At 66.7% G+C, this 18,819-nt stretch carries 19 protein-coding genes; 13 read left to right on the forward strand and 6 right to left on the reverse strand.

What is annotated here, in order from left to right; all coding sequences use genetic code 11:
• Window positions 1-74: 74 nt before the first annotated feature.
• From OXQ33_RS08300 to OXQ33_RS08310, 3 genes are all read right to left on the reverse strand, one after another.
• On the reverse strand, window positions 75-1,475 hold the full coding sequence (locus tag OXQ33_RS08300) for a UdgX family uracil-DNA binding protein (protein ID WP_267434211.1): 1,401 nt from the start codon (window positions 1,473-1,475) through the stop codon (window positions 75-77).
• A 177-nt stretch (window positions 1,476-1,652) separates the two neighbouring features.
• Window positions 1,653-2,138 carry a hemerythrin domain-containing protein gene (locus OXQ33_RS08305; protein ID WP_267434212.1) on the reverse strand — a complete coding sequence of 162 codons (486 nt, stop codon included), beginning with the start codon at window positions 2,136-2,138 and terminating at the stop codon, window positions 1,653-1,655.
• Window positions 2,139-2,206: 68 nt separating this feature from the next.
• The gene (locus OXQ33_RS08310; RefSeq protein WP_267434213.1) at window positions 2,207-3,451 is read right to left on the reverse strand and encodes a putative DNA modification/repair radical SAM protein; all 1,245 of its coding nucleotides are present in this window, start codon (window positions 3,449-3,451) and stop codon (window positions 2,207-2,209) included.
• A gap of 106 nt (window positions 3,452-3,557) precedes the next feature.
• Here OXQ33_RS08310 and OXQ33_RS08315 point away from each other — a divergent pair, with 106 nt between their 5' ends.
• The 3 genes from OXQ33_RS08315 (at window position 3,558) to OXQ33_RS08325 (ending at window position 5,114) form a co-directional block, all read left to right on the forward strand.
• Window positions 3,558-4,271, forward strand: a complete 714-nt coding sequence (locus tag OXQ33_RS08315; RefSeq protein WP_267434214.1) for a DUF4163 domain-containing protein — start codon at window positions 3,558-3,560, stop codon at window positions 4,269-4,271.
• Between the two features lie 65 nt (window positions 4,272-4,336).
• Complete coding sequence (locus OXQ33_RS08320) at window positions 4,337-4,798, forward strand: GNAT family N-acetyltransferase (protein WP_267434215.1); 462 nt, start codon at window positions 4,337-4,339, stop codon at window positions 4,796-4,798.
• 34 nt (window positions 4,799-4,832) lie between these two features.
• A complete protein-coding gene (locus tag OXQ33_RS08325) occupies window positions 4,833-5,114 on the forward strand; it encodes a hypothetical protein (protein WP_267434216.1) in 282 nt (93 codons plus the stop codon).
• 303 nt (window positions 5,115-5,417) lie between these two features.
• Here OXQ33_RS08325 and OXQ33_RS08330 read toward each other — a convergent pair whose 3' ends face one another.
• Together OXQ33_RS08330 and mnmA are read right to left on the reverse strand one after the other, a co-directional pair.
• Complete coding sequence (locus OXQ33_RS08330; RefSeq protein WP_267434217.1) at window positions 5,418-5,690, reverse strand: UvrB/UvrC motif-containing protein; 273 nt, start codon at window positions 5,688-5,690, stop codon at window positions 5,418-5,420.
• 14 nt (window positions 5,691-5,704) lie between these two features.
• Entirely contained in the window at window positions 5,705-6,802 is a 1,098-nt protein-coding gene (gene mnmA, locus OXQ33_RS08335) for a tRNA 2-thiouridine(34) synthase MnmA (RefSeq protein ID WP_267434253.1), read from the reverse strand.
• Between the two features lie 196 nt (window positions 6,803-6,998).
• Here mnmA and OXQ33_RS08340 point away from each other — a divergent pair, with 196 nt between their 5' ends.
• The 3 genes from OXQ33_RS08340 (at window position 6,999) to OXQ33_RS08350 (ending at window position 8,021) form a co-directional block, all read left to right on the forward strand.
• Window positions 6,999-7,229 carry a hypothetical protein gene (locus tag OXQ33_RS08340; RefSeq protein WP_267434218.1) on the forward strand — a complete coding sequence of 77 codons (231 nt, stop codon included), beginning with the start codon at window positions 6,999-7,001 and terminating at the stop codon, window positions 7,227-7,229.
• Between the two features lie 96 nt (window positions 7,230-7,325).
• Window positions 7,326-7,625: a DUF1153 domain-containing protein gene (locus tag OXQ33_RS08345; RefSeq protein WP_267434254.1), complete on the forward strand. Its 300-nt coding sequence runs from the start codon at window positions 7,326-7,328 to the stop codon at window positions 7,623-7,625.
• Window positions 7,626-7,763: 138 nt separating this feature from the next.
• The gene (locus tag OXQ33_RS08350; protein ID WP_267434219.1) at window positions 7,764-8,021 is read left to right on the forward strand and encodes a GlsB/YeaQ/YmgE family stress response membrane protein; all 258 of its coding nucleotides are present in this window, start codon (window positions 7,764-7,766) and stop codon (window positions 8,019-8,021) included.
• Between the two features lie 118 nt (window positions 8,022-8,139).
• Here OXQ33_RS08350 and OXQ33_RS08355 read toward each other — a convergent pair whose 3' ends face one another.
• Complete coding sequence (locus OXQ33_RS08355) at window positions 8,140-8,880, reverse strand: SIMPL domain-containing protein (RefSeq protein ID WP_267434255.1); 741 nt, start codon at window positions 8,878-8,880, stop codon at window positions 8,140-8,142.
• A gap of 208 nt (window positions 8,881-9,088) precedes the next feature.
• Between OXQ33_RS08355 and OXQ33_RS08360 the strand changes: the two genes are divergently transcribed.
• The 7 genes from OXQ33_RS08360 to OXQ33_RS08390 all read left to right on the forward strand — a co-directional run bounded on the left by OXQ33_RS08360 (window position 9,089) and on the right by OXQ33_RS08390 (window position 18,629).
• The gene (locus OXQ33_RS08360; RefSeq protein ID WP_267434256.1) at window positions 9,089-10,264 is read left to right on the forward strand and encodes an efflux RND transporter periplasmic adaptor subunit; all 1,176 of its coding nucleotides are present in this window, start codon (window positions 9,089-9,091) and stop codon (window positions 10,262-10,264) included.
• 1 nt (window position 10,265) lies between these two features.
• Window positions 10,266-13,472 carry an efflux RND transporter permease subunit gene (locus tag OXQ33_RS08365; RefSeq protein WP_267434220.1) on the forward strand — a complete coding sequence of 1,069 codons (3,207 nt, stop codon included), beginning with the start codon at window positions 10,266-10,268 and terminating at the stop codon, window positions 13,470-13,472.
• Between the two features lie 263 nt (window positions 13,473-13,735).
• Window positions 13,736-14,941, forward strand: coding sequence for a DUF445 domain-containing protein (locus OXQ33_RS08370; RefSeq protein WP_267434221.1), 1,206 nt, complete (start codon window positions 13,736-13,738; stop codon window positions 14,939-14,941).
• A 97-nt stretch (window positions 14,942-15,038) separates the two neighbouring features.
• Window positions 15,039-16,145 (forward strand): ABC transporter permease, encoded by a 1,107-nt coding sequence (locus OXQ33_RS08375; RefSeq protein ID WP_267434222.1) that lies wholly within the window; start codon window positions 15,039-15,041, stop codon window positions 16,143-16,145.
• Window positions 16,145-17,062, forward strand: coding sequence for an ABC transporter ATP-binding protein (locus tag OXQ33_RS08380; protein WP_267434223.1), 918 nt, complete (start codon window positions 16,145-16,147; stop codon window positions 17,060-17,062). Before OXQ33_RS08375 ends, OXQ33_RS08380 begins: the two co-directional genes overlap by 1 nt.
• Window positions 17,062-18,024, forward strand: coding sequence for an MlaD family protein (locus OXQ33_RS08385; RefSeq protein WP_267434224.1), 963 nt, complete (start codon window positions 17,062-17,064; stop codon window positions 18,022-18,024). The genes OXQ33_RS08380 and OXQ33_RS08385 overlap by 1 nt, the downstream gene beginning before the upstream one ends.
• Before the next feature lie 20 nt (window positions 18,025-18,044).
• Window positions 18,045-18,629 (forward strand): ABC-type transport auxiliary lipoprotein family protein, encoded by a 585-nt coding sequence (locus tag OXQ33_RS08390; protein WP_267434225.1) that lies wholly within the window; start codon window positions 18,045-18,047, stop codon window positions 18,627-18,629.
• Window positions 18,630-18,819: the final 190 nt, after the last annotated feature.

The raw sequence follows: 18,819 nt of genomic DNA on the forward strand, positions 1-18,819 counted from the left end.
CTTTCGGCGGAATCGGTGGACCAGTCGCGACAGCATCGCCGCGATATGTCGGGAAAACCGATGGACGACAACGGTCAGGACGGTAGCGCCGTGGCCGCCAGTTTCAGGTCCTCCACGAACCGCGCATATTCCACCTTCTTGGCCTCCGGATCGGGCAGGCGGAGCAGGTAGCTCGGATGGACGGTGATGAAGGCCATGCCGCCATCGGGCAGGGTCAACGCTTTGCCCCGCTCGCGTCCGATGGTCATGACCTTGCCGAACAGCGATCGCGCCGCGGTCGCGCCCAGCGCCACCGTCACCTGCGGCTGGACCAGCAGTCGTTCCTGCTCCACCCACCAGCGACAGGCCTGGATTTCGCCTGCATTGGGCGAACTGTGGATGCGGCGCTTGCCGCGCGGCTCGAATTTGAAATGCTTGACCGCGTTGGTGACATAGGCGCGCACGCGGTCGATCCCGGCGTCCGCCACCGCGCGGTCGAAGACCTGGCCGGCGGGGCCGACGAAGGGATGGCCCGCCAGATCCTCCTGATCGCCGGGCTGCTCGCCGACGAACATCAGGGACGCGTCGACCGGCCCTTCGCCGAACACCGTCTGGGTGGCGGGCGCGTAAAGCGGGCAGCGGGTGCAGCCCATCGCCTCGTCCCGCAACGCCGCCCAAGCGCTTTGCGCATTGCCGCCGCGTCCCGTCCGCACATCCGTTCTGGCGGTGTCGATCATGCCCGTCTCCCGCGCCTGCGCGCCTGCGATCAGTTGCGGGACCAACGCGGTTTCGGGCATGTTTTTCCAGTATTTGCGCGGCATCTCCTTGAGCATCGCGCCGATCTTCACGCGCGCGGGGTTGAAGATGCTGGCATAATAGGTCTTCCACACCGCCTCGGTCGGATCGCCCTCGGGAGCGTCGGCGCGTGAGGCGCCGGGCCCTTCGGACAGGGTCTTGCCGTCCCAGTGGAGCGATACCTCCGGCGTCAGGATCGACCAGCGCATCGTGGTAAAGCGGTTGACGAAAAAGGCCGCATTGGCGCGCACGATATGATGTTCGGGCTCGAACCAGGCGACATAGCGCGGGCCATCGTCATCCTCGGTTTCGCGAAAGCGGAGAAAGGCGCGCATCTTGTGAATGTCGCGTCGCACCGCCTTGGCCAGCCGATCGAGGCGGCGGACCAGCGGATCGGCCTGATCCTCGATCAACCGGGGCTGGCGCCGCAACCGATCGAGCGCGGTATGGAGCAGGGCGAAACGCTCCGGGTCGTCGGACAGGATGACGCTGCGCGCGAGGTCGAGGAAACCACGCGACACGGAAAAGCGCGGCGCATCTGTGGCCGGGGCCTGTTCCGCCACCGCGCCGAACAGGTCGGCGGATCGTTCGCCCACCTGCCACACCACCTGGTCGGGCGGCACGCTGTCGGCGATCAGTCCCCGCGCGGCGTCGCGCCAGGCGTCGAAATCATCGGGGGCGGGGAGGGTGACGATGCGCATGGGTTAGTGGCAATGAACGGCAATCGCCCACCGATCCTCCCCGGTACGGCGAGGTGGCAGGCCGCAGGCCTGACGGAAAGGGAGGCTCCACATAGGTCGTCCTTTGCGGCTCTCCCCCTCCACCATGCTTCGCATGGTCCCCCTCCCCGTGCCGGGGAGGATCAAGGTCATCCAATATCAATCGCGTTCGTCCGCGCCGGGCGGGTTGGCCTTGGCTTCCTTCGCCTCGATGGGCTTGCGCGTCTCATAGATGTCCGCCAGCTTCTGCTCGGTCGCGTCGTCGAGTTCCTTATCGGCGGCGGGGAACATCTCTTCCTCTTCCTCGTCGATATGATGTTCATAGCGATGGCGCATGTGGAAGAATTTGGATTCCCACTCGTCCGACGCGAAATCGAGGTCCATCATCTCGCCCAGCAGATCGTCGATCTCCTTATGCTCGGACACCGAATGGCGCGCATCGTCGCGCAACTCGGGCTCGCCGAGCATGGTGGCGTAGAGCGACTCCTCCTCGGCGGCGGCGTGGCTCTGGATTTCGATGCGGAACGCCTCGAACAGCTTCTTGCGCTTGGCGCCATCCCCCTTCAGTTCGGCGAGCTCTTTCAGCATTTCGCGCTGCTTGTCGTGATCGCGCTTCAGATCGGTATAGATGTCGGCGGTCGCCATCGCTGTGTCTCCTTCGCGAAGCCCAACGGCGAAACCGGCCGCTCGTTTCACCCGCGAATCACTCTCACTCAGCCGAAGAGTTCGAGCTGTTCGGTCCTGGGCTTGACCAGCGGTTTCAGGTCCGCCCGCTCGGCCAGCGCGACGGGGCGCCAGTCCTCGGCGATCAGGAAGGGACGCAGCTTGGTGATCGACACGGTCAGCCGTGCGATATCCTCCAGCCGCAGCCGCCGCCATTTGCGGCTGGCGATGATCCGGTCCACCGCCTTCACCCCCAGGCCGGGTACGCGCAGCAGCATCTCGCGCGGGGCACGGTTCACATCGACCGGAAAATTCTGACGGAATTTCAATGCCCAGGCGAGCTTGGGATCGATGTCGAGCGGCAGCATCCCCGTCGCCTCGTCGGCGGCGGCGGCAACCTCGCGCGGTTGATAGTCGTAGAAGCGCATCAGCCAGTCGGACTGATAGAGTCGATGTTCGCGCATCAGCGGCGGGCGCTGGAGGGGCAGCACGGCGGAGGCGTCCGGGATCGGGCTGAACGCCGAATAATAGACACGACGTAAGGCAAAGCGGTCGTAGAGCGTCGCCGCGCGCCCGACGATGTCGCGGTCGGTCGCGGCGTCGGCGCCGACGATCATCTGGGTCGACTGGCCCGCTGGTGCGAAGCCGGGGGCGGACTTGTACTTCTTGGCCGCGTCCTGCCGGTCGTCGATCGCGGTCTTCACCTCGGCCATCGCGCCCTCGATCCGGCCCGCATCCTTTTCCGGCGCAAGGCGACGCAACCCGCCGACCGTGGGCAGTTCGACATTGATCGACACGCGGTCGGCATGAACCCCGGCCAGCCGGACCAGTTCGGGATCGGCGTCGGGAATCGTCTTCAGGTGAATATAGCCGCGGAAGCCATGATCCTCGCGCAGGGATCGCGCAACTTCGACGATCTGCTCCATCGTGTAGTTGGAGGACTTGATGATACCCGAGGAGAGGAACAGCCCCTCGATATAATTGCGCCGATAAAAGGCGAGGGTGAGGTTCACCACCTCCTGCGCCGTGAAGCGCGCGCGGCGAACGTTGGAGGATTTGCGGTTGATGCAATAATGGCAGTCGAAGACGCAGCTGTTGGTCAGCAATATCTTCAACAGCGAGATGCAGCGGCCATCGGGCGCATAGGCGTGACAAATGCCCATCCCCTCGGTCGAGCCGATCCCCTTGCCGTCGCGGCTGTCGCGTTTGGCCGTCCCCGACGAGGCGCAGGACGCATCATATTTCGCGGCATCCGCCAGGATCGCCAGCTTCTCACGGGTGTCGAGTTGCGCCATTTGTTCGATATACGTTCTCACGGGTCGCCGAACAAGGCGCAGGGAGCCGGTCATCGTCCGTACAGCCCGGCTGGTCCACTCATAGGGCGCATGAAGGGAGTGGACGATGCGGAAGGTGATCATCGCGCTGGCGCTGTTGGGCGTGGCCGGACCGGTGGCGGCGCAGGTGGCGACGATCCGGACGAAGACGGCGGATTATGAGTTCACCTATCACTATCCCGCCGCCGTGGGCCGCATTCCGGCCCTGAAGCACAGGCTCGACGCCGAGGCCGCCGCCATTCGCCGGAAAACCGCGCGTGATGCAGCGTCGGACCGGCGCGAGGCGAAGGCGTCCGGTTTCCCCTTCCGTCCCTATTCCTATGTGAAGACCTGGAAGCAAGTGACGGACACGTCCCGTTTCCTCAGCCTGTCGAGCGACAGCTATCATTACACCGGCGGCGCGCATGGCCAGCCCGCCTCTTCGGCGCTGCTGTGGGACAAGGCGGCGGGGCGGCGGCTGGAGACCAAGTCGGTCTTCGTTTCGGAGGCTGCGCTGCAAGCCGCGACCCGCACCGATTACTGCGCCCGCCTGAAGGCCGAGCAGATGCGGCGCAACCGGGGGGAATTGTCGTCGATGAACGCCTGCCCGCCGCTCAAGGACCTGACCCTGTTGCTGGGATCGAGCAACGGCCGGGCGATCGACCGGATCGGGTTGATCGCCGACCCCTATGTCGCGGGCTCCTATGTGGAGGGCAGCTATGAGGTGACCCTGCCGGTGACGCGGGTGGTCCTGGCGGCGGTGAAGCCCGCCTATCGCGCGGCCTTCGCGCCGGGGCGCTGAACCTGGCGGCCTTGCCACCCGCCGCGATCGCGATACGGTCGCGGGGTGGTGACAAGGAGGACCCGATGGACATCAGGCAGGACGACCCGAACGCACCCTATGTCGCCGATCTGCTGGCGCTCCATTTGCGCGAATTGCGGGGGGTGATGGAAGAATATGCCTTCGCGCTCGACGCCTCGGGCCTGTCGGCACCGGAGGTGACCTTCTGGACGGCGTGGGAGGGGGCGGCGCTGGTCGGCTTCGGCGCGCTGAAGCAACTCGACCCGCGCCATGGCGAAGTGAAGTCGATGCGCGCCGCCCCAGAGGCGCGCGGCAAGGGCGTGGGACGCGCGCTGCTCGTCCATATCGTCGGCGAGGCACGGGGGCGGGGCTATGACCGCCTCAGCCTGGAAACCGGCACGGCCCCGCTCCACGCGCCCGCCGTCTCGCTCTACCGCAGCGCGGGGTTCGTGCCGTGCGAGGCGTTCGCGGACTATGCGCCCAGCCCGCATAACCAGTTCTTCGCGCTCGATCTGCGGGCGGGATGATAGGGATGAGCGGGATGAGCGACATGGTGCCGGGATGCTGCCATTGCGGGGCGGTCCGTTTCGAGGCGAAGCTGACGGCGGGGTTCGACACGGTCCGGCGCTGCACCTGTTCCTGTTGCCGGATGCGGCATCTACCCATCATCAGCGGCGATCGAATCCCGATCAATATGGCGTCAACGTCGCCTGTCTGAAGGGGGTGCCGCCCTTCGATTTCGCCGAGGTTCCGGTCAATGACGGGGTGAACCACCCCAGCGACACGCACCAACCGTCACGGCTGGCCGGGGTGCTTCGCTTCGTCCCGGACGAACCGGCATAGGGGCGGCAGGCTTGTGAGGCGGAGATGCTGCTGAACGAGGTGGCCGTATGACATGGAATCGGCCTGAGCCGAGCCCCTCCCCTGAAGGGGAGGGGTGGATCAACCTGATGTCATTCCGCTCTAAGCGAAGCCGCCAACCTTTTTGCGCGCAGAGCCGCGGAGGCGCAGAGAAAATATGCTCCTGAAGCAGCGCGCCTCACGAAATCATCGGACGGCAAAAATGGACTGGTGTCGCCTCGGGCACGACATCTCTGCGTTCTCCGCGCCTCCGCGCGAACATATTCTTCGCGTCCCGCTCCAACTTTAACCCTGACGCCGACCGCGTCCTTTGGTCATCGGGTCGGGCTTTTTGGGCGGCACCCAGCCTTCGGGGCGTTCCGGCCGGGACTGGCTGGTGCCCAGACCCATTGCGCCGGGTTGCTGTCGGGTCAGGCCGCTGGTGTCGACCGCCATATCCTCCGCCCCGCCGCGCAACAGGTTGATCTGGTCGCGCAGCGCCCGCGCTTCCTCGAAATCGAGGCGTTCGGCGGCGGCCTCCATCCGGTGGCGCAGCTCTTCGATGGTAGGACCGGTCATGCCGGAACAACGCGTCAGGCGGCGATGCGTGCCGCCTCGGTCTGCGCGATCCAGCCGCCGCCCAGCACCCGGTCGCCATCATACAGCACCGCCGCCTGGCCGGGCGACACGCCATATTCGGGCGTTTCGAAGACCAGCCGGTCGCCGACCATGCGGGCGGGCACGGGCTTCGCCATCGAGCGGACCTTGGCGAAGAGCGGGCCGTCCAGCGGACCCAGCACGTTCATGGCCGCAAGCCGCGCCGCCTCGACCGCCAGCGCGGTGCGCGGGCCGACGACGACGCGCTTGGTATCGGGCTCCAGCCGGACGACATAGAGCGGCTCGGGGCTGCCCCCGATCTCCAGCCCGCGTCGCTGGCCGACCGTATAGTGGATCAGCCCGCGATGCTCGCCCAGCTTCGCGCCCGCCAGGTCGACGATGTCGCCGCGCGTATCCGATTCCGGACGCAATTTCTTCACGAGCCCCGCATAATCGCCATCGGGGACGAAGCAGATATCCTGGCTGTCGGGCTTGGCCGCGACGCTCAAGGACAGTTCGGCGGCGATCTCGCGCACCCGCGACTTGGGCAGGGCGCCCAGCGGGAAGCGCAGAAAGTCCAACTGCGCTTGCGTGGTGGCGAACAGGAAATAGCTCTGGTCGCGCGCGGGATCGGCCCCGCGATGCAGTTCCGCGCCCCCCCGGCCCTCGATCCGGCGGACATAATGGCCGGTCGCCAGGCAGTCCGCGCCCAGATCGCGGGCGAGCTTCAGCAGGTCGGTGAATTTCGGCCCCATATTGCACTGGACGCACGGTATGGGGGTGCGCCCGGCGAGATATTCGTCGGCGAAGCGGTCGACCACCTGGGTGCGGAAGCTGTCTTCGTGATCGAAGACATAATGCGCGATGCCGAGGCGATCGCACACCGCGCGCGCGTCGCGAATGTCGCGCCCGGCGCAGCAGGCCCCGGCGCGGCCCACCGCCTCGCCATGGTCATAGAGTTGCAGGGTAACGCCGATGGTTTCGGCCCCGGTCGCATGGGCGAGCGCCGCCACGACCGAGCTGTCGACGCCGCCCGACATCGCCACCACGATCCGACGCGCCCGAGGATCGCCCCCAAGCTGAAAGTCCACCATTTGCTCCATGCGCGCCCCATACGCCTTTCGCGCGCGGCTTGCAAAGCGAGCGGCCTGCGGGCGAAGAACGAGCGGCCTGCGGGCGAAGAACGAGCGGCCTGCGGGCGAAGAAAAAGCGGAAAATGCCCCCGCCCTTTACCCGACTTTCATATCCGCCCGATAACAGGGTCGTTCACGATCGGGATGGATTGCGCTTTTGGACCTGAGCTTCAACCGCTTTGACCGGGATGCCGAACTGACGGTGCTGCCGCCCGATCTGGCGGTGTTGATGGTCGGCGCGACCGCCCGGCAGGCTGCCAGCCGGACGGCGGCGGTGCAGGCGGGATTCGTTCGCGGCACGGCGGACCCCGTGTTGTTCGCGCCGCTCGACGGCGCGTTCAACGGCCCCATGGCGCGTCATCTGGCCCGATGGAGTAAGAGTGAATAAAGCATTAACCTTTCGACTTTAGGTGATGTTCAACCGCGTGTGTCAGGTCCGCCGTTACAGACGACATGGGGTAGGGAGCCCCGGTGAGGTTGTATGATGATCGAGAACCAGAAGATCCGTCCTGCGAAAGTGATCGGGCCGCTCGGCGAACCGCTGACGCTCGAATCGCTCCCGCCGCCCAGCACGACCCGATGGGTGGTCCGTCGCAAGGCGGAAGTGGTCGCGGCGGTGAACGGCGGTCTCCTCTCGGTCGACGAAGTCTGCGATCGCTATGGCCTTACGGTGGAGGAATTCGCCGGGTGGCAGCGCGCGATCGACCGGTCGGGCATGCCGGGCCTGCGCGTCACCCGCATCCAGCATTATCGCTCGCTCTATGAGCGCCAGCAGAAATACTGAGCACGAAATTAAAAACGATCGCATCGTTGACAATGTGAAAACGCTTCATCGAATTGATGGTACGGGCACGGAACAATAACCGCCATTCGCACGTCTTCCCCCCGTGTCCCGCTCGCGGGCCCAACGGAGGGAAAGACAATGGGTATTATCCTGTGGCTTATCATCGGTGGTGTCATTGGCTGGCTGGCCAGCATCATCATGCGCACTGACGCCCAGCAGGGCATTTTCCTGAACATCGTCGTCGGTATCGTCGGCGCGTTCATCGGCGGCCTGATCTTTTCGGGTGGTTCGATCAACAACGCGGGTCTGACGCTGACCTCGTTCCTCGTTTCGCTGCTGGGTGCCGTCATCCTGCTGGCGATCGTGAACCTCGTTCGTCGCGGTCGGGTGCGCTAAGCACTTACTCGCTCTGAGCGGAATCAAAAGGGCCGTCCGGGAAACCGGGCGGCCCTTTTTCGTATATCGGGTATGGGCGATGCCCCCTCCGCCACGCGGGCGGAGGGGGCGGGCCGGATCAGTTCAGCAGGAAGCGGACCGAGACATTGACCGTCACGTCCCGTTCACCCGGCGCGATGCTGGTCTTGGCCATGGCGTCGGAGGCCATCGCGCGTGCCATCATCATCGGCCGCTCCGGCCCACCCGCGTCCGCGCCGTTCTCGGTGATCGACACGATCCGCGCGACGCGCATTCCCGCCGCCTTGGCATAAAGCTCGGCGCGCGCGCGGGCCTTGGCGACGGCATCAGTACGCGCCTCGTCCAGCGCGGCATCGGGCTTGTCGATCGACAGGTTGGGGCCGTCGATCTGGTTGGCGCCCTGCGCCACCAGCGCGTCCAGCACCGTGCCGGACTTGGCGATGTCGCGGAACCGGATGCTCAGCGTGTTGGTCGCCTGATATCCAGTGATGGTTGGCGGGACATTCTCGCCATAGCGATATTGCGGCTGAAGCTGGACGGTCGCGGTCTGGATGTCGCGGTCGGCGACGCCGGCCCGCTTCACCGCCGCCAGCACGCGCGCCATGCGCTGCGCATTGTCGCTCAGCGCCGCGGCGGCGGTCGCGCCCTGGCTGACCACGCCCGCGCGGATCGTCGCCAGGTCGGGCACCCGCGTCGTGCGCCCCTCCGCCGAAACGTCGAGGATCGTACCCGCCGCCGGGACCAGCGGCTCGACCGTGGTCGGGGCGGGCACCGACTGGGCGGCGACGCCCGACGCCATGGCGAGCGGAGCCAAGGCGGCGGAAAACAGGAATAATTTCATCATCAACTCCCTTTGATGCTGGCAAAGCCTTTGGCCGACCGCGCCGAAACGTGCGATGAACGCGTCCGGCGCATCTTAGAGCCGCCTTAATTCTCCCATACGCAAAGTCGCTTGAGTGCAGTGATGTATTTCTATAATACAGCGGCGAATAGGCGCATCTGAGGCGTGGCCACGACATGAGGATGCGGATCGGGGATCGATGACGAACATGAATTACGAAACGGGGGCGATTGGTGGCGGCGGCCATATGGCACTGGAAGGACCCGCGCCCGCACGGCGGCGCTGGATTCCGGTGGTCGTGGTGCTCGCCCTCGTGGCGCTGGCGGGCTGGTATCTGCTCGGCGGCAAGAAGCATGATTCGGCCACCGGCGCCTCCAGCGGAACGCAGGTGCCCAACATCACCGTCGTGGTTCCCGGCCAGCAGGCGGTCAGCCGCATCGTTTCCGCCACCGGTACGCTGGCCGCGCGGCGCGAAATGCCGGTCGGCGTCGCGGGCGAGGGGGGGATGATCACCCGCGTCCTGGTCGAGCCGGGCCAGTGGGTCCGCGCGGGCCAGGTGCTGGCGACCGTCGATCGCTCGGTCCAGACCCAGACCGCCTCGGCGCTGAACGCCCAGGTCGCGGTGGCGCAGTCGGACCAGCAGATCGCGCAGGCCGAACTGGACCGCGCGCAGCAGCTGGTCGATCGCGGCTTCATCTCCAAGGCCGATCTGCAACGGCGCGAGGCGACCCGCAACGCCGCCGCCGCACGCGTCCGTGCGGCCCAGGCGTCGTACAGGGAAGCGCAGGCGCGCAACGGCCGCCTGGACATCCGCGCGCCCGCCGAAGGGCTGATTCTGACCCGCGCCGCCGAGCCGGGCCAGATCGTCAGCTCAGGGTCGGGGGTGCTGTTCCGCATGGCGATGGGCGGGCAGATGGAGCTTCGCGCGCAGCTCGCCGAATCGGACCTGGTCGGCCTGACCGTCGGTTCGCCCGCCACCGTCACCCCGGTCGGCGGCGACAGGAGCTTCAAGGGCGAGGTGTGGCAGGTGTCGCCGGTCATCGATCCGCAGACCCGCCAGGGCATCGCGCGAATCGCGCTCTCCTACAGTCCCGAACTTCGTCCGGGCGGCTTCGCCTCGGCGACGATCCGCGGCGGCGCGGGCCGCGCGCCCATGCTGCCCGATTCGGCGATCCAGAGCGACGACAAGGGCAGTTTCGTGTATATCGTCGGTCCCGACAACAAGGTCGCGCGCCGCAACATCAAGATCGGTCAGGTATCGGACGATGGCGTGACCATCGCCTCGGGCCTGAACGGCAATGAGCGGGTGGTGCGGTCGGCGGGTGGCTTCCTGGCGGTCGGCCAGCTGGTCCATCCGATCCTCGGCGGCCCGGAGGCCAAGTGACATGAGTTTCCGCAACATCTCCGCCTGGGCGATCCGGAACCCGGTTCCGCCGATCGTCCTGTTCGTCGCGCTGACGCTGGCGGGGATCGTCAGCTTCATGCGGATGGACGTGAACAACGACCCCGACATCGATTTCCCGATCGTCGTGGTCGTCGTGAACCAGCCGGGTGCGGCGCCGACCGAGCTGGAGACGCAGGTCACCCAGCGGGTCGAGGCGGCGTTGCGGAACTTGCAGGGCGTCGACCAGATCACCTCGACCGTGACCGAGGGCCAGTCGCAGACGCTGGTCCAGCTCGATATCGGCACCCCGATCGACCGCGCGGTCAGCGATGCGCGCGACGCGATCACCCAGATCCGCTCGATGCTGCCCGACGGCATCCTGGAACCGCAGGTGATCCGCGTCGATTCGACCGACAACGACCTGGCCAGCTATTCGGCGGTCGCGTCCAACATGACGCCCGAACAGCTTAGCTGGTATATCGACAATAACGTCACCAAGGAGCTGTTGTCGGTCCCCGGCCTCTCCAAGGTCATCCGCAACGGCGGCGTGACGCGCGAGATTCGCGTCATCCTCGATCCGCTGAAGCTCCAGGCACAGGGCCTGACCGCCAGCGAGGTCAATGCGCAGCTTCGCATGACCAACCTGAACGCGGCGGGTGGCCGGGCCGAGATCGCGGGCACGGAACAGGCGGTCCGCGTGCTGGGCAATGCGCGCAACGCCTATGATCTGGGCCAGACCCAGATCAACGTGGGCGGCGGGCGCACCGTGCGGCTGGCCGACATCGCCACGGTCCGGGACCTTTATGCCGAGCAGCGTTCGCAGGCGGCGGTCGACGGGCGACAGGTCATCAGCTTCGACTTCCAGCGCGCCAAGGGCGCCTCGGACGTCAGCGTCTATAACGGCGCGGTCGAGAAGCTGAAGGCGCTGGAAAAGCGCAACCCGGAGGTGAAGTTCGTCCTCCGCTCGAACAGCGTCAAATATACCGAGCAGCAATATGAAAGCGCCATCCATGCGATGATCGAGGGCGCGGTGCTGGCGGTGATCGTCGTGTTCCTGTTCCTGCGCGACTGGCGCGCGACGGTGATCTCGGCGCTGGCCATCCCCTTGTCGGCGATCCCGACCTTCTGGGTCATGGATCTGATGAACTTCACCCTCAACCAGATGACGCTGCTGGCGCTCAGCCTGGTGGCGGGCGTGCTGGTCGACGACGCGATCGTGGAGATCGAGAATATCGTGCGCCACATGCGCATGGGCAAATCCGCCTATCAGGCGTCGATCGACGCGGCGGACGAGATCGGCCTCGCCGTGCTGGGCACCACCATGGCGATCGTTGCGGTGTTCCTGCCCGTGTCGATCATGCCGGGCGTGCCGGGGCAGTATTTCAAGAATTTCGGCCTGACCGTCGTCGTCTCGGTGCTGATGAGCCTGGCGGTCGCGCGCATGATCACGCCGATGATCGCGGCCTATTTCCTAAAATCGGCGGGCCATGCCAGCCATGGCGAAGGGCGTCTCATGGACGCCTATATGGCGACGCTGCGCTGGTCGCTGCGCTATGATCGCCCGACCGACGGTGCACGGCGCGGGGTGGTGCGGCGCTTCTTCGGGCGGTTCCGCGACCATCGGCTGTGGGTGATCGGCATCGGCGTGATGGCCTTCGTCCTGACCGTCGTGATGTTCGCGGTCATTCCCAAGACCTTCCAGCCGCCGCAGGACAATGACCAGGCGGTCGCCAAGATCGAGATGGTGCCCGGCACCACACTGGCCCAGACCGATCAGGTCGTGAAGAAGGTCGCGCAGTTCCTGCGCAAGCAGCCGGACGTTGAATCGGTCTATTCGCGCACCAGCGTCGGCAATGGCCGCGTGGTGGCGACGTTGAAGGAGGATCGCTCGATGAAGAGCACCGACTTCGAACGCTCGCTGGCCCCCGAACTGGCCGCGATCCCCGATGCCCGCGTATCCTTCCAGTCGCAATTCGGCTGGGGGTCGAGCGGACGTGACCTGACCATCACGCTGGGCGGCGACGATCCGGCGGTGCTGCGCGATACCGCCAACAAGATCGTCGAGCAGATGGGGACCGTCCCGGGCCTGGTCGCGCCGCGCATCGTCGGCAATCTCGACCGACCCGAAATCGTCATCCGCCCGCGCCTCGACCTCGCGGCCAATCTGGGCGTGACGACGCAGGCGCTGTCGAGTGCGATCCGCATCGCGACCCTGGGCGATATCGACCAGAATTCGGCACGCTTCTCGCTGTCGGATCGCCAGGTGCCGATCCGCGTGGCGCTGGACCAGAATGCCCGGGCGCGGATGTCGACCATCCAGAATCTGCCGGTGCAGACCCAGACCGGGGGCTCGGTGCCGCTCAGCGTCGTCGCCGATATCGGGCTGGGCGCGGGGCCGACCCAGATCGACCGCGTCAACCAGCGGCGTCAGGTCACGGTCGGGGCCGACTTGGCCAAGGGCGTGATCAGCGGCGACGCGATGAAGAAGGTCCACGACCTGCCGATCATGAAGAATCTGCCGATGGGGGTCAGCGAAATGGTGCTGGGCCAGGCCAAGATGCAGAACGAGATGATGACCAATTTCTTCACGGCGATCATCTCGGCCATCTTCATGGTCTTTGCGGTGCTGGTGCTGCTCTATCGCCGCTTCCTGCCGCCCTTCGTCAACATGGCCTCGCTGCTGCTGGCCCCCCTGGGCGGGTTGCTGGCGCTCTACTTCACCGGCAATCCGCTGTCGCTGCCGGTCTATATCGGGTTGCTGATGCTGCTCGGCATCGTCGCCAAGAACTCGATCCTGCTGATCGACTTCGCGCTGGAGGAGATCGCCAAGGGCGTGCCGGTGCGCGACGCGGTGCTGGACGCCGGGCACAAGCGCGCCCAGCCGATCGTGATGACCACGGTCGCGATGGTCGCGGGCATGGTTCCGACCGCGCTGTCGCTGGGCGGTGACGGATCGTGGCGCAGCCCGATGGGCGTGACGGTGATCGGCGGCCTCGCCATGTCGACCATCCTCACCCTGCTGATCGTGCCCGCCGCGTTCAGCCTGGCGGTGGGTGTCGAGCGCTGGATCGGCCCGCGTCTGGGCAAGCGGTTGCTGACCTATAAGCCCGGCGACGAACTCGGCGCCGGACCGGTGATCGAAGGCCCGGCGGGCGGCCCCGCGCTGCCGCCCGCGACCGGCAAGCTGGGCTATGGGCCAGCGGAGTAAGTCCTCCCCGGTACGGGAAGGGGGACCGCCGCGAAGCGGTGGTGGAGGGGGGCTGCCACAACGGATGTCCTGTCCGGCAGTCCCCCCTCCGTCAGGCCTTCGGCCTGCCACCTCCCCGTGCCGGGGAGGACCGCATCGCCCCGTTTCGTTACGCTCGGGAAAGATTCCACTTGAACAAAGCCGCCGTTCGCGAATTGTCCTGAACGATGGAAGTCGCGACGCGATTGGGGGGTAGCCAACCCGTTCCGGCCGCCCTGCGGAAGATGCGGGCGGTTGCGACGGGTCTGTTGCTGTCGATGGCGGCCCTGTACCTGATCGCGCGCGCGTTACAGCCGGTTCACCCCGCCTGGGGTTTCGTCCGCTCCTTTGCCGAGGCGGCGATGGTCGGTGGCCTGGCGGACTGGTTCGCGGTCACCGCTTTGTTCCGCCATCCGCTGGGCCTGCCCATCCCGCACACCGCGATCGTGCCGCGCAACAAGGACCGGATCGGCGACACGCTCGCCAATTTCCTGCGCACCAATTTCCTGATCCCCCGCGTCGTCGCGCGGCGGATGCACCGGCTGGACGTGGCGGGCGCCGCCGGGCGCTGGCTGGCGCAACCGCCGCAGGAGGGCGGGCGGATCCGGCGCGGCGCCTCCAAGCTGTTCGCCGAGATGCTGACCGCCTTCGACCCCCAGCGGCTGGGCGGCATGGTGAAGGCGGGAATCGGATCGCGGCTGCGCGCGACCGAGGTGTCGCCGATCCTGGGCCAGTTGATGAAGGCGAGCATCGCCGAGGGGCGGCATCTGCCGCTGCTCGATTCGGTGCTGCGCTGGGCGGCCAGCGCGCTGGAGGCGAACGAGCCGATCGTGCGGGCGATGGTGCATGAACGGGCGGGCGCGATCCTGCGCTGGACCGGGCTGGACGAGACGCTGGCCGACAAGCTGATCGACGGACTCCACAAGCTGCTCGACGATGTCGCCGAGGATCGCGAGCATCCGCTGCGCCTGAAGATCGAGGAAGGGCTCGATCGCTTGGCCTGGGACCTGCAATATGATCCCGACACGCGCACGCGGGTGGAGGCGATGAAGAACGACCTGGTCGCCAATCCGGCGATGCAGCGCTGGCTCGACGGCCTGTGGGAACAGGCGCGCGAGGCGTTGCTGCGCATGGCGCGCGATCCGCAGGCGGTGACCGCGGGCAAGCTGGGCGAGACATTGCGCCAGTTGGGCCAGACGCTTCAGAACGATCCCCGGCTGGCGGCGACGATCAACCGCTTCGTGCGTCGCGCGGTGGTCGGCGTCGCGGCTGATTATGGCGACGGCATCGTCCGGCTGGTGTCGGAGACGGTGCGCGGATGGGACGCCGACACCGTCACCTCGCGGCTGGAGAATGCGGTCGGGCGCGACTTGCAATATATCCGGATCAACGGGACGCTGGTCGGCGGCAGCGTCGGCCTGGTCCTTCACGCCGTGGACAGGTTGCTTTGAAAACGTCACGCAAAGGTCTAATTATCGGCCGGGGGCGATTCGTCGTGCGACTGAAGCGCCTTGTCGATACCTCCGCTTTCCCTCAAAGAGGCAGGTGATGAACGCCAAGGCCGATTATCAGCTGGACCCGGCGAACGGTGGCGCGATGCGCTTCACCGGCAGCCTGTCGCTGGCGACGCTGGGCGACCTGCCGGAGCGGCTCGACCGCGAGGATGCGGCCGTCGAACGACTCGATCTGTCGCAGGTCGACCGTATCGATACGGTCGGCGCCTGGCTGATCCATCGCTTTGCCGCGCGCAACGATGCGCAGATCGACGGACTGGACGAGGATCAGCTCCATCTGATGGCCAAGGTGGTCGAGGCGGATCAGCCGGTGGCGATGCGGCCCAAGGCGATCAGCCCCTTTTCGCGCGTGGCGGGGGAAGTGGGTGACGCGGTCATCGCGGCCTTCCAGACGCTGTACGGCCTGCTGGGCTTCATGGGCGCGACCGTGCTGGCCGCGCTGGCGGTGATCCGCCATCCGCGCCGTTTCCGCTTCAACGCGGTGGTGCATGAGTTTGAGACGGTCGGCGTGACCGCGCTGGCGATCGTCGGGCTGATGAGCTTCCTGATCGGCATCGTCATCGCGCAACAGGGCGCGGTGCAGCTTCGCCAGTTTGGCGCGGAGGTGTTCACGATCAATCTGGTCGGCCGCCTGACCTTGCGCGAACTGGGCGTGCTGATGACCGCGATCATGGTTGCGGGCCGCTCGGGCTCGGCCTTCGCGGCGCAGATCGGCACGATGAAGCTGACCGAGGAGATTGACGCGATGCGGGTCATCGGCGTGTCGCCGATGGAGGCGCTGGTGCTGCCGCGCACGCTGGCGGCGGTCACGCTGATGCCGCTACTCGGCTTCTATTCCTCGCTGATCGCGATGATCGGCGGATGCTTCCTGGCGGCGGTGTCGCTGGGCATTCCGCCGATCACCTTCATCGCGCGCATTCGCGAGGTGGTGCCGATCACCGACCTTTATGTCGGGCTGATCAAGGCCCCCGTCTTTGGCGCGATCATCGCGATCGCGGGCTGTTTCCAGGGGATGCAGGTCAAGTCGGATGCCGAGCAGGTCGGGCTGCGCACCACGGCGGCGGTGGTGCAGGCGATCTTCCTGGTGATCGTGCTCGACGCCTTCTTCGCGGTCTTCTTCACCTGGATCGGATGGGATTGATGGCCGAACAGGACGAGCATCTGATCCAGGTCCGGGGGCTGCGCAACAGCTTCGGAGATCAGGTGATTCACGACGGGCTCGACCTGGACGTGCGCAAGGGCGAGATTCTGGGCGTGGTCGGCGGATCGGGCACCGGCAAGTCGGTGCTGATGCGCACGATCATCGGCCTCCAGACTCCCGATCAGGGCGATATCACCGTGTTCGGCGAACCGACCATCGGCCGCGAGGCGACCGAGGCGGTCGATGTCCGCAAGCGCTGGGGCGTGCTGTTCCAGGGCGGTGCGCTGTTCTCGACGCTGACGGTCGCCGAAAATGTCGCGGTGCCGCTGCGGGAGTTCTACCGCGACCTGCCGCAGGCGTTGATGGACGAGATCGCGTCCTACAAGGTGGTGATGACCGGCCTGCCCGCCGATGCCGGGCCCAAATACCCGGCCGAGCTGTCGGGCGGCATGAAAAAGCGCGCGGGGCTCGCCCGGGCGCTCGCGCTCGACCCCGAATTGCTGTTCCTCGACGAGCCGACCGCGGGGCTCGACCCGATCGGCGCGGCGGCGTTCGACCAGTTGATCGCCTCGCTCCAGAAGACGTTGGGGCTGACCGTCTTCCTCATCACCCATGACCTCGACACGCTTTATGCGATTTGCGACCGGGTGGCGGTGCTGGCGGACAAGAAGGTGATCGCGGTCGGCACGATCGACGAGCTGATCGCACTCGACCATCCGTGGATCGAGGAATATTTCAAGGGGCCGCGCGGACGGGCCGCGATCGCCGCCAAGGACGAGGTGGCGGACCTGCGGCCCCGCTCCGCCGATACCGACGCCGAGCGCCACCCCACCGAAGTCGAAGCCCATTCCACCGGCCAGCGGTCGCAGGGGACCGGGGCCGACGCCCATACGAGAGGCGAACCAGGGACACGCTGATGGAAACTCGTTCGAACCACGTCCTTGTCGGCTCCGTCGTGCTGATCCTGCTCGTCGTGCTGGCGCTTTTCACCGTCTGGATCGCCCGGCTGGGCGGCACGTCGGAGAAGGAGTATGACATCTTCTTCCGCCAGTCGGTCGATGGCCTGGCCAAGGGCTCGGCGGTCACCTATTCGGGCGTGCCCTCGGGGCAGGTGAAGGAAATCGCGCTGTGGCGGCCCGATCCGCAATTCGTGCGGGTGCGCGTCGCGGTGAACGAGCAGACGCCGATCCTCCAGGGCACGACCGCGTCGATCTCCGCCAGCTTCACCGGCACCAGCACCATCTCGCTGGACGGCGCGCGAAAAGGTGCGCCGCCGATCACCTGTCCGACGCCCGAGAACAAGACCATTTGCCCGTATGGCGTGCCGGTCATCCCGACCAAGCAGGGGGGCATCGGCGCGATCCTGAACTCCGCGCCGCAGCTGCTGGAGCGACTGTCGACGTTGACCGAGCGGCTGACCGGGCTGCTGTCGGATCGCAACCAGGCGTCGATCGCGGGCATCCTCGACAACACCAACCGTCTGACCGACGCGCTGGCCGATCGCGGGCCGGAGATCGCGGCGACGCTGGCGCAGACCCGCGTGGCGATCCAGCAGGCGGGCGATGCGGCGCAGTCGATCGGTCAGTTGGCGGCGACGACCAACGGCCTGCTCGCCGAGGACGTCAAGCCGACCATGGTCAATCTGAACAAGGCGATCGCCTCGGCCCAGAAGAGCGCCGACACGCTGAATTCGGCGATCGGCGATGCGCGGCCGGGCCTGCAGACCTTCTCCAAGCAGACCGTGCCGGAGGTGGATCGTCTGGTGAAGGACCTGCGCGTGATGACCCAGTCGCTGTCGGCGGTCGCCGAGAAGGTCGACCAGCAGGGCGCCGGGTCGCTGATCGGGCAGCAGAAGCTGCCGGACTATAAGGGCAAGTGAGGAAGCCGATGAGGACCGTCATGAAGACTCCGCTGATCGTTCTGCTCGCCGCGCTTCCGCTCGCCGGCTGCATCAGCTTCGGCGCCAAGCCGCCGCCCTCGCTGCTGACGCTCCAGGCGCAGTCGGCGCCGGCGGTCGGCGAGACGCAGGATTCGGGTCGCGGCAAGTCGATCACCATCCAGGTGCCCAGCGCCCCGCAGGAACTCGCCACCGCGCGGGTGCCGGTGCAGGAGGATGCGACCAGCATCGCCTATGTGAAGGACGCCCAATGGGCCGAGCCGCCGACGCGGCTGTTCGCCCGGCTGATGGCGGACACGCTGACCGCGCGCGCGGGCCGGGTGGTGCTGTCGGCGCGGGAATCGATCGGCGATCCGGGCGACCGTCTGGGCGGCGAACTGCGCCAGTTCGGCATGGACGCCACCCGGCGCGAGGCCGTAGTGATGTTCGACGCCGCCCTGCAACGCGGCGGCCAGACGAGCGTCGAGAAGCGCCGCTTCGAAGCGCGCGTGCCCGTGGGCAAGATCGACGCGGAAAGTGTCGGCCCCGCGCTGAACCAGGCGGCGAACCAGGTGGCGCAGCAGGTGTCCGACTGGGTGGGGCGGTAAGCATCGATATTCCTCCCCTGCAAGGGGAGGTGGCAGGCCGGAGGCCTGACGGAGGGGTGTCCCGCTCTCGATAGGGTGACACCCCTCCACCAGCTTCGCTGGTTCCCCTCCCCTTGCAGGGGAGGAATTTGTTATTGGGAACCAAATCCCCCGGAAAGCGTGCGCCGCCACATGACGGCGATTTCCCGCA

Origin of the sequence: Sphingomonas sp. GM_Shp_1, from assembly GCF_026540895.1 — a bacterium.
Classification (GTDB): domain Bacteria; phylum Pseudomonadota; class Alphaproteobacteria; order Sphingomonadales; family Sphingomonadaceae; genus Sphingomonas.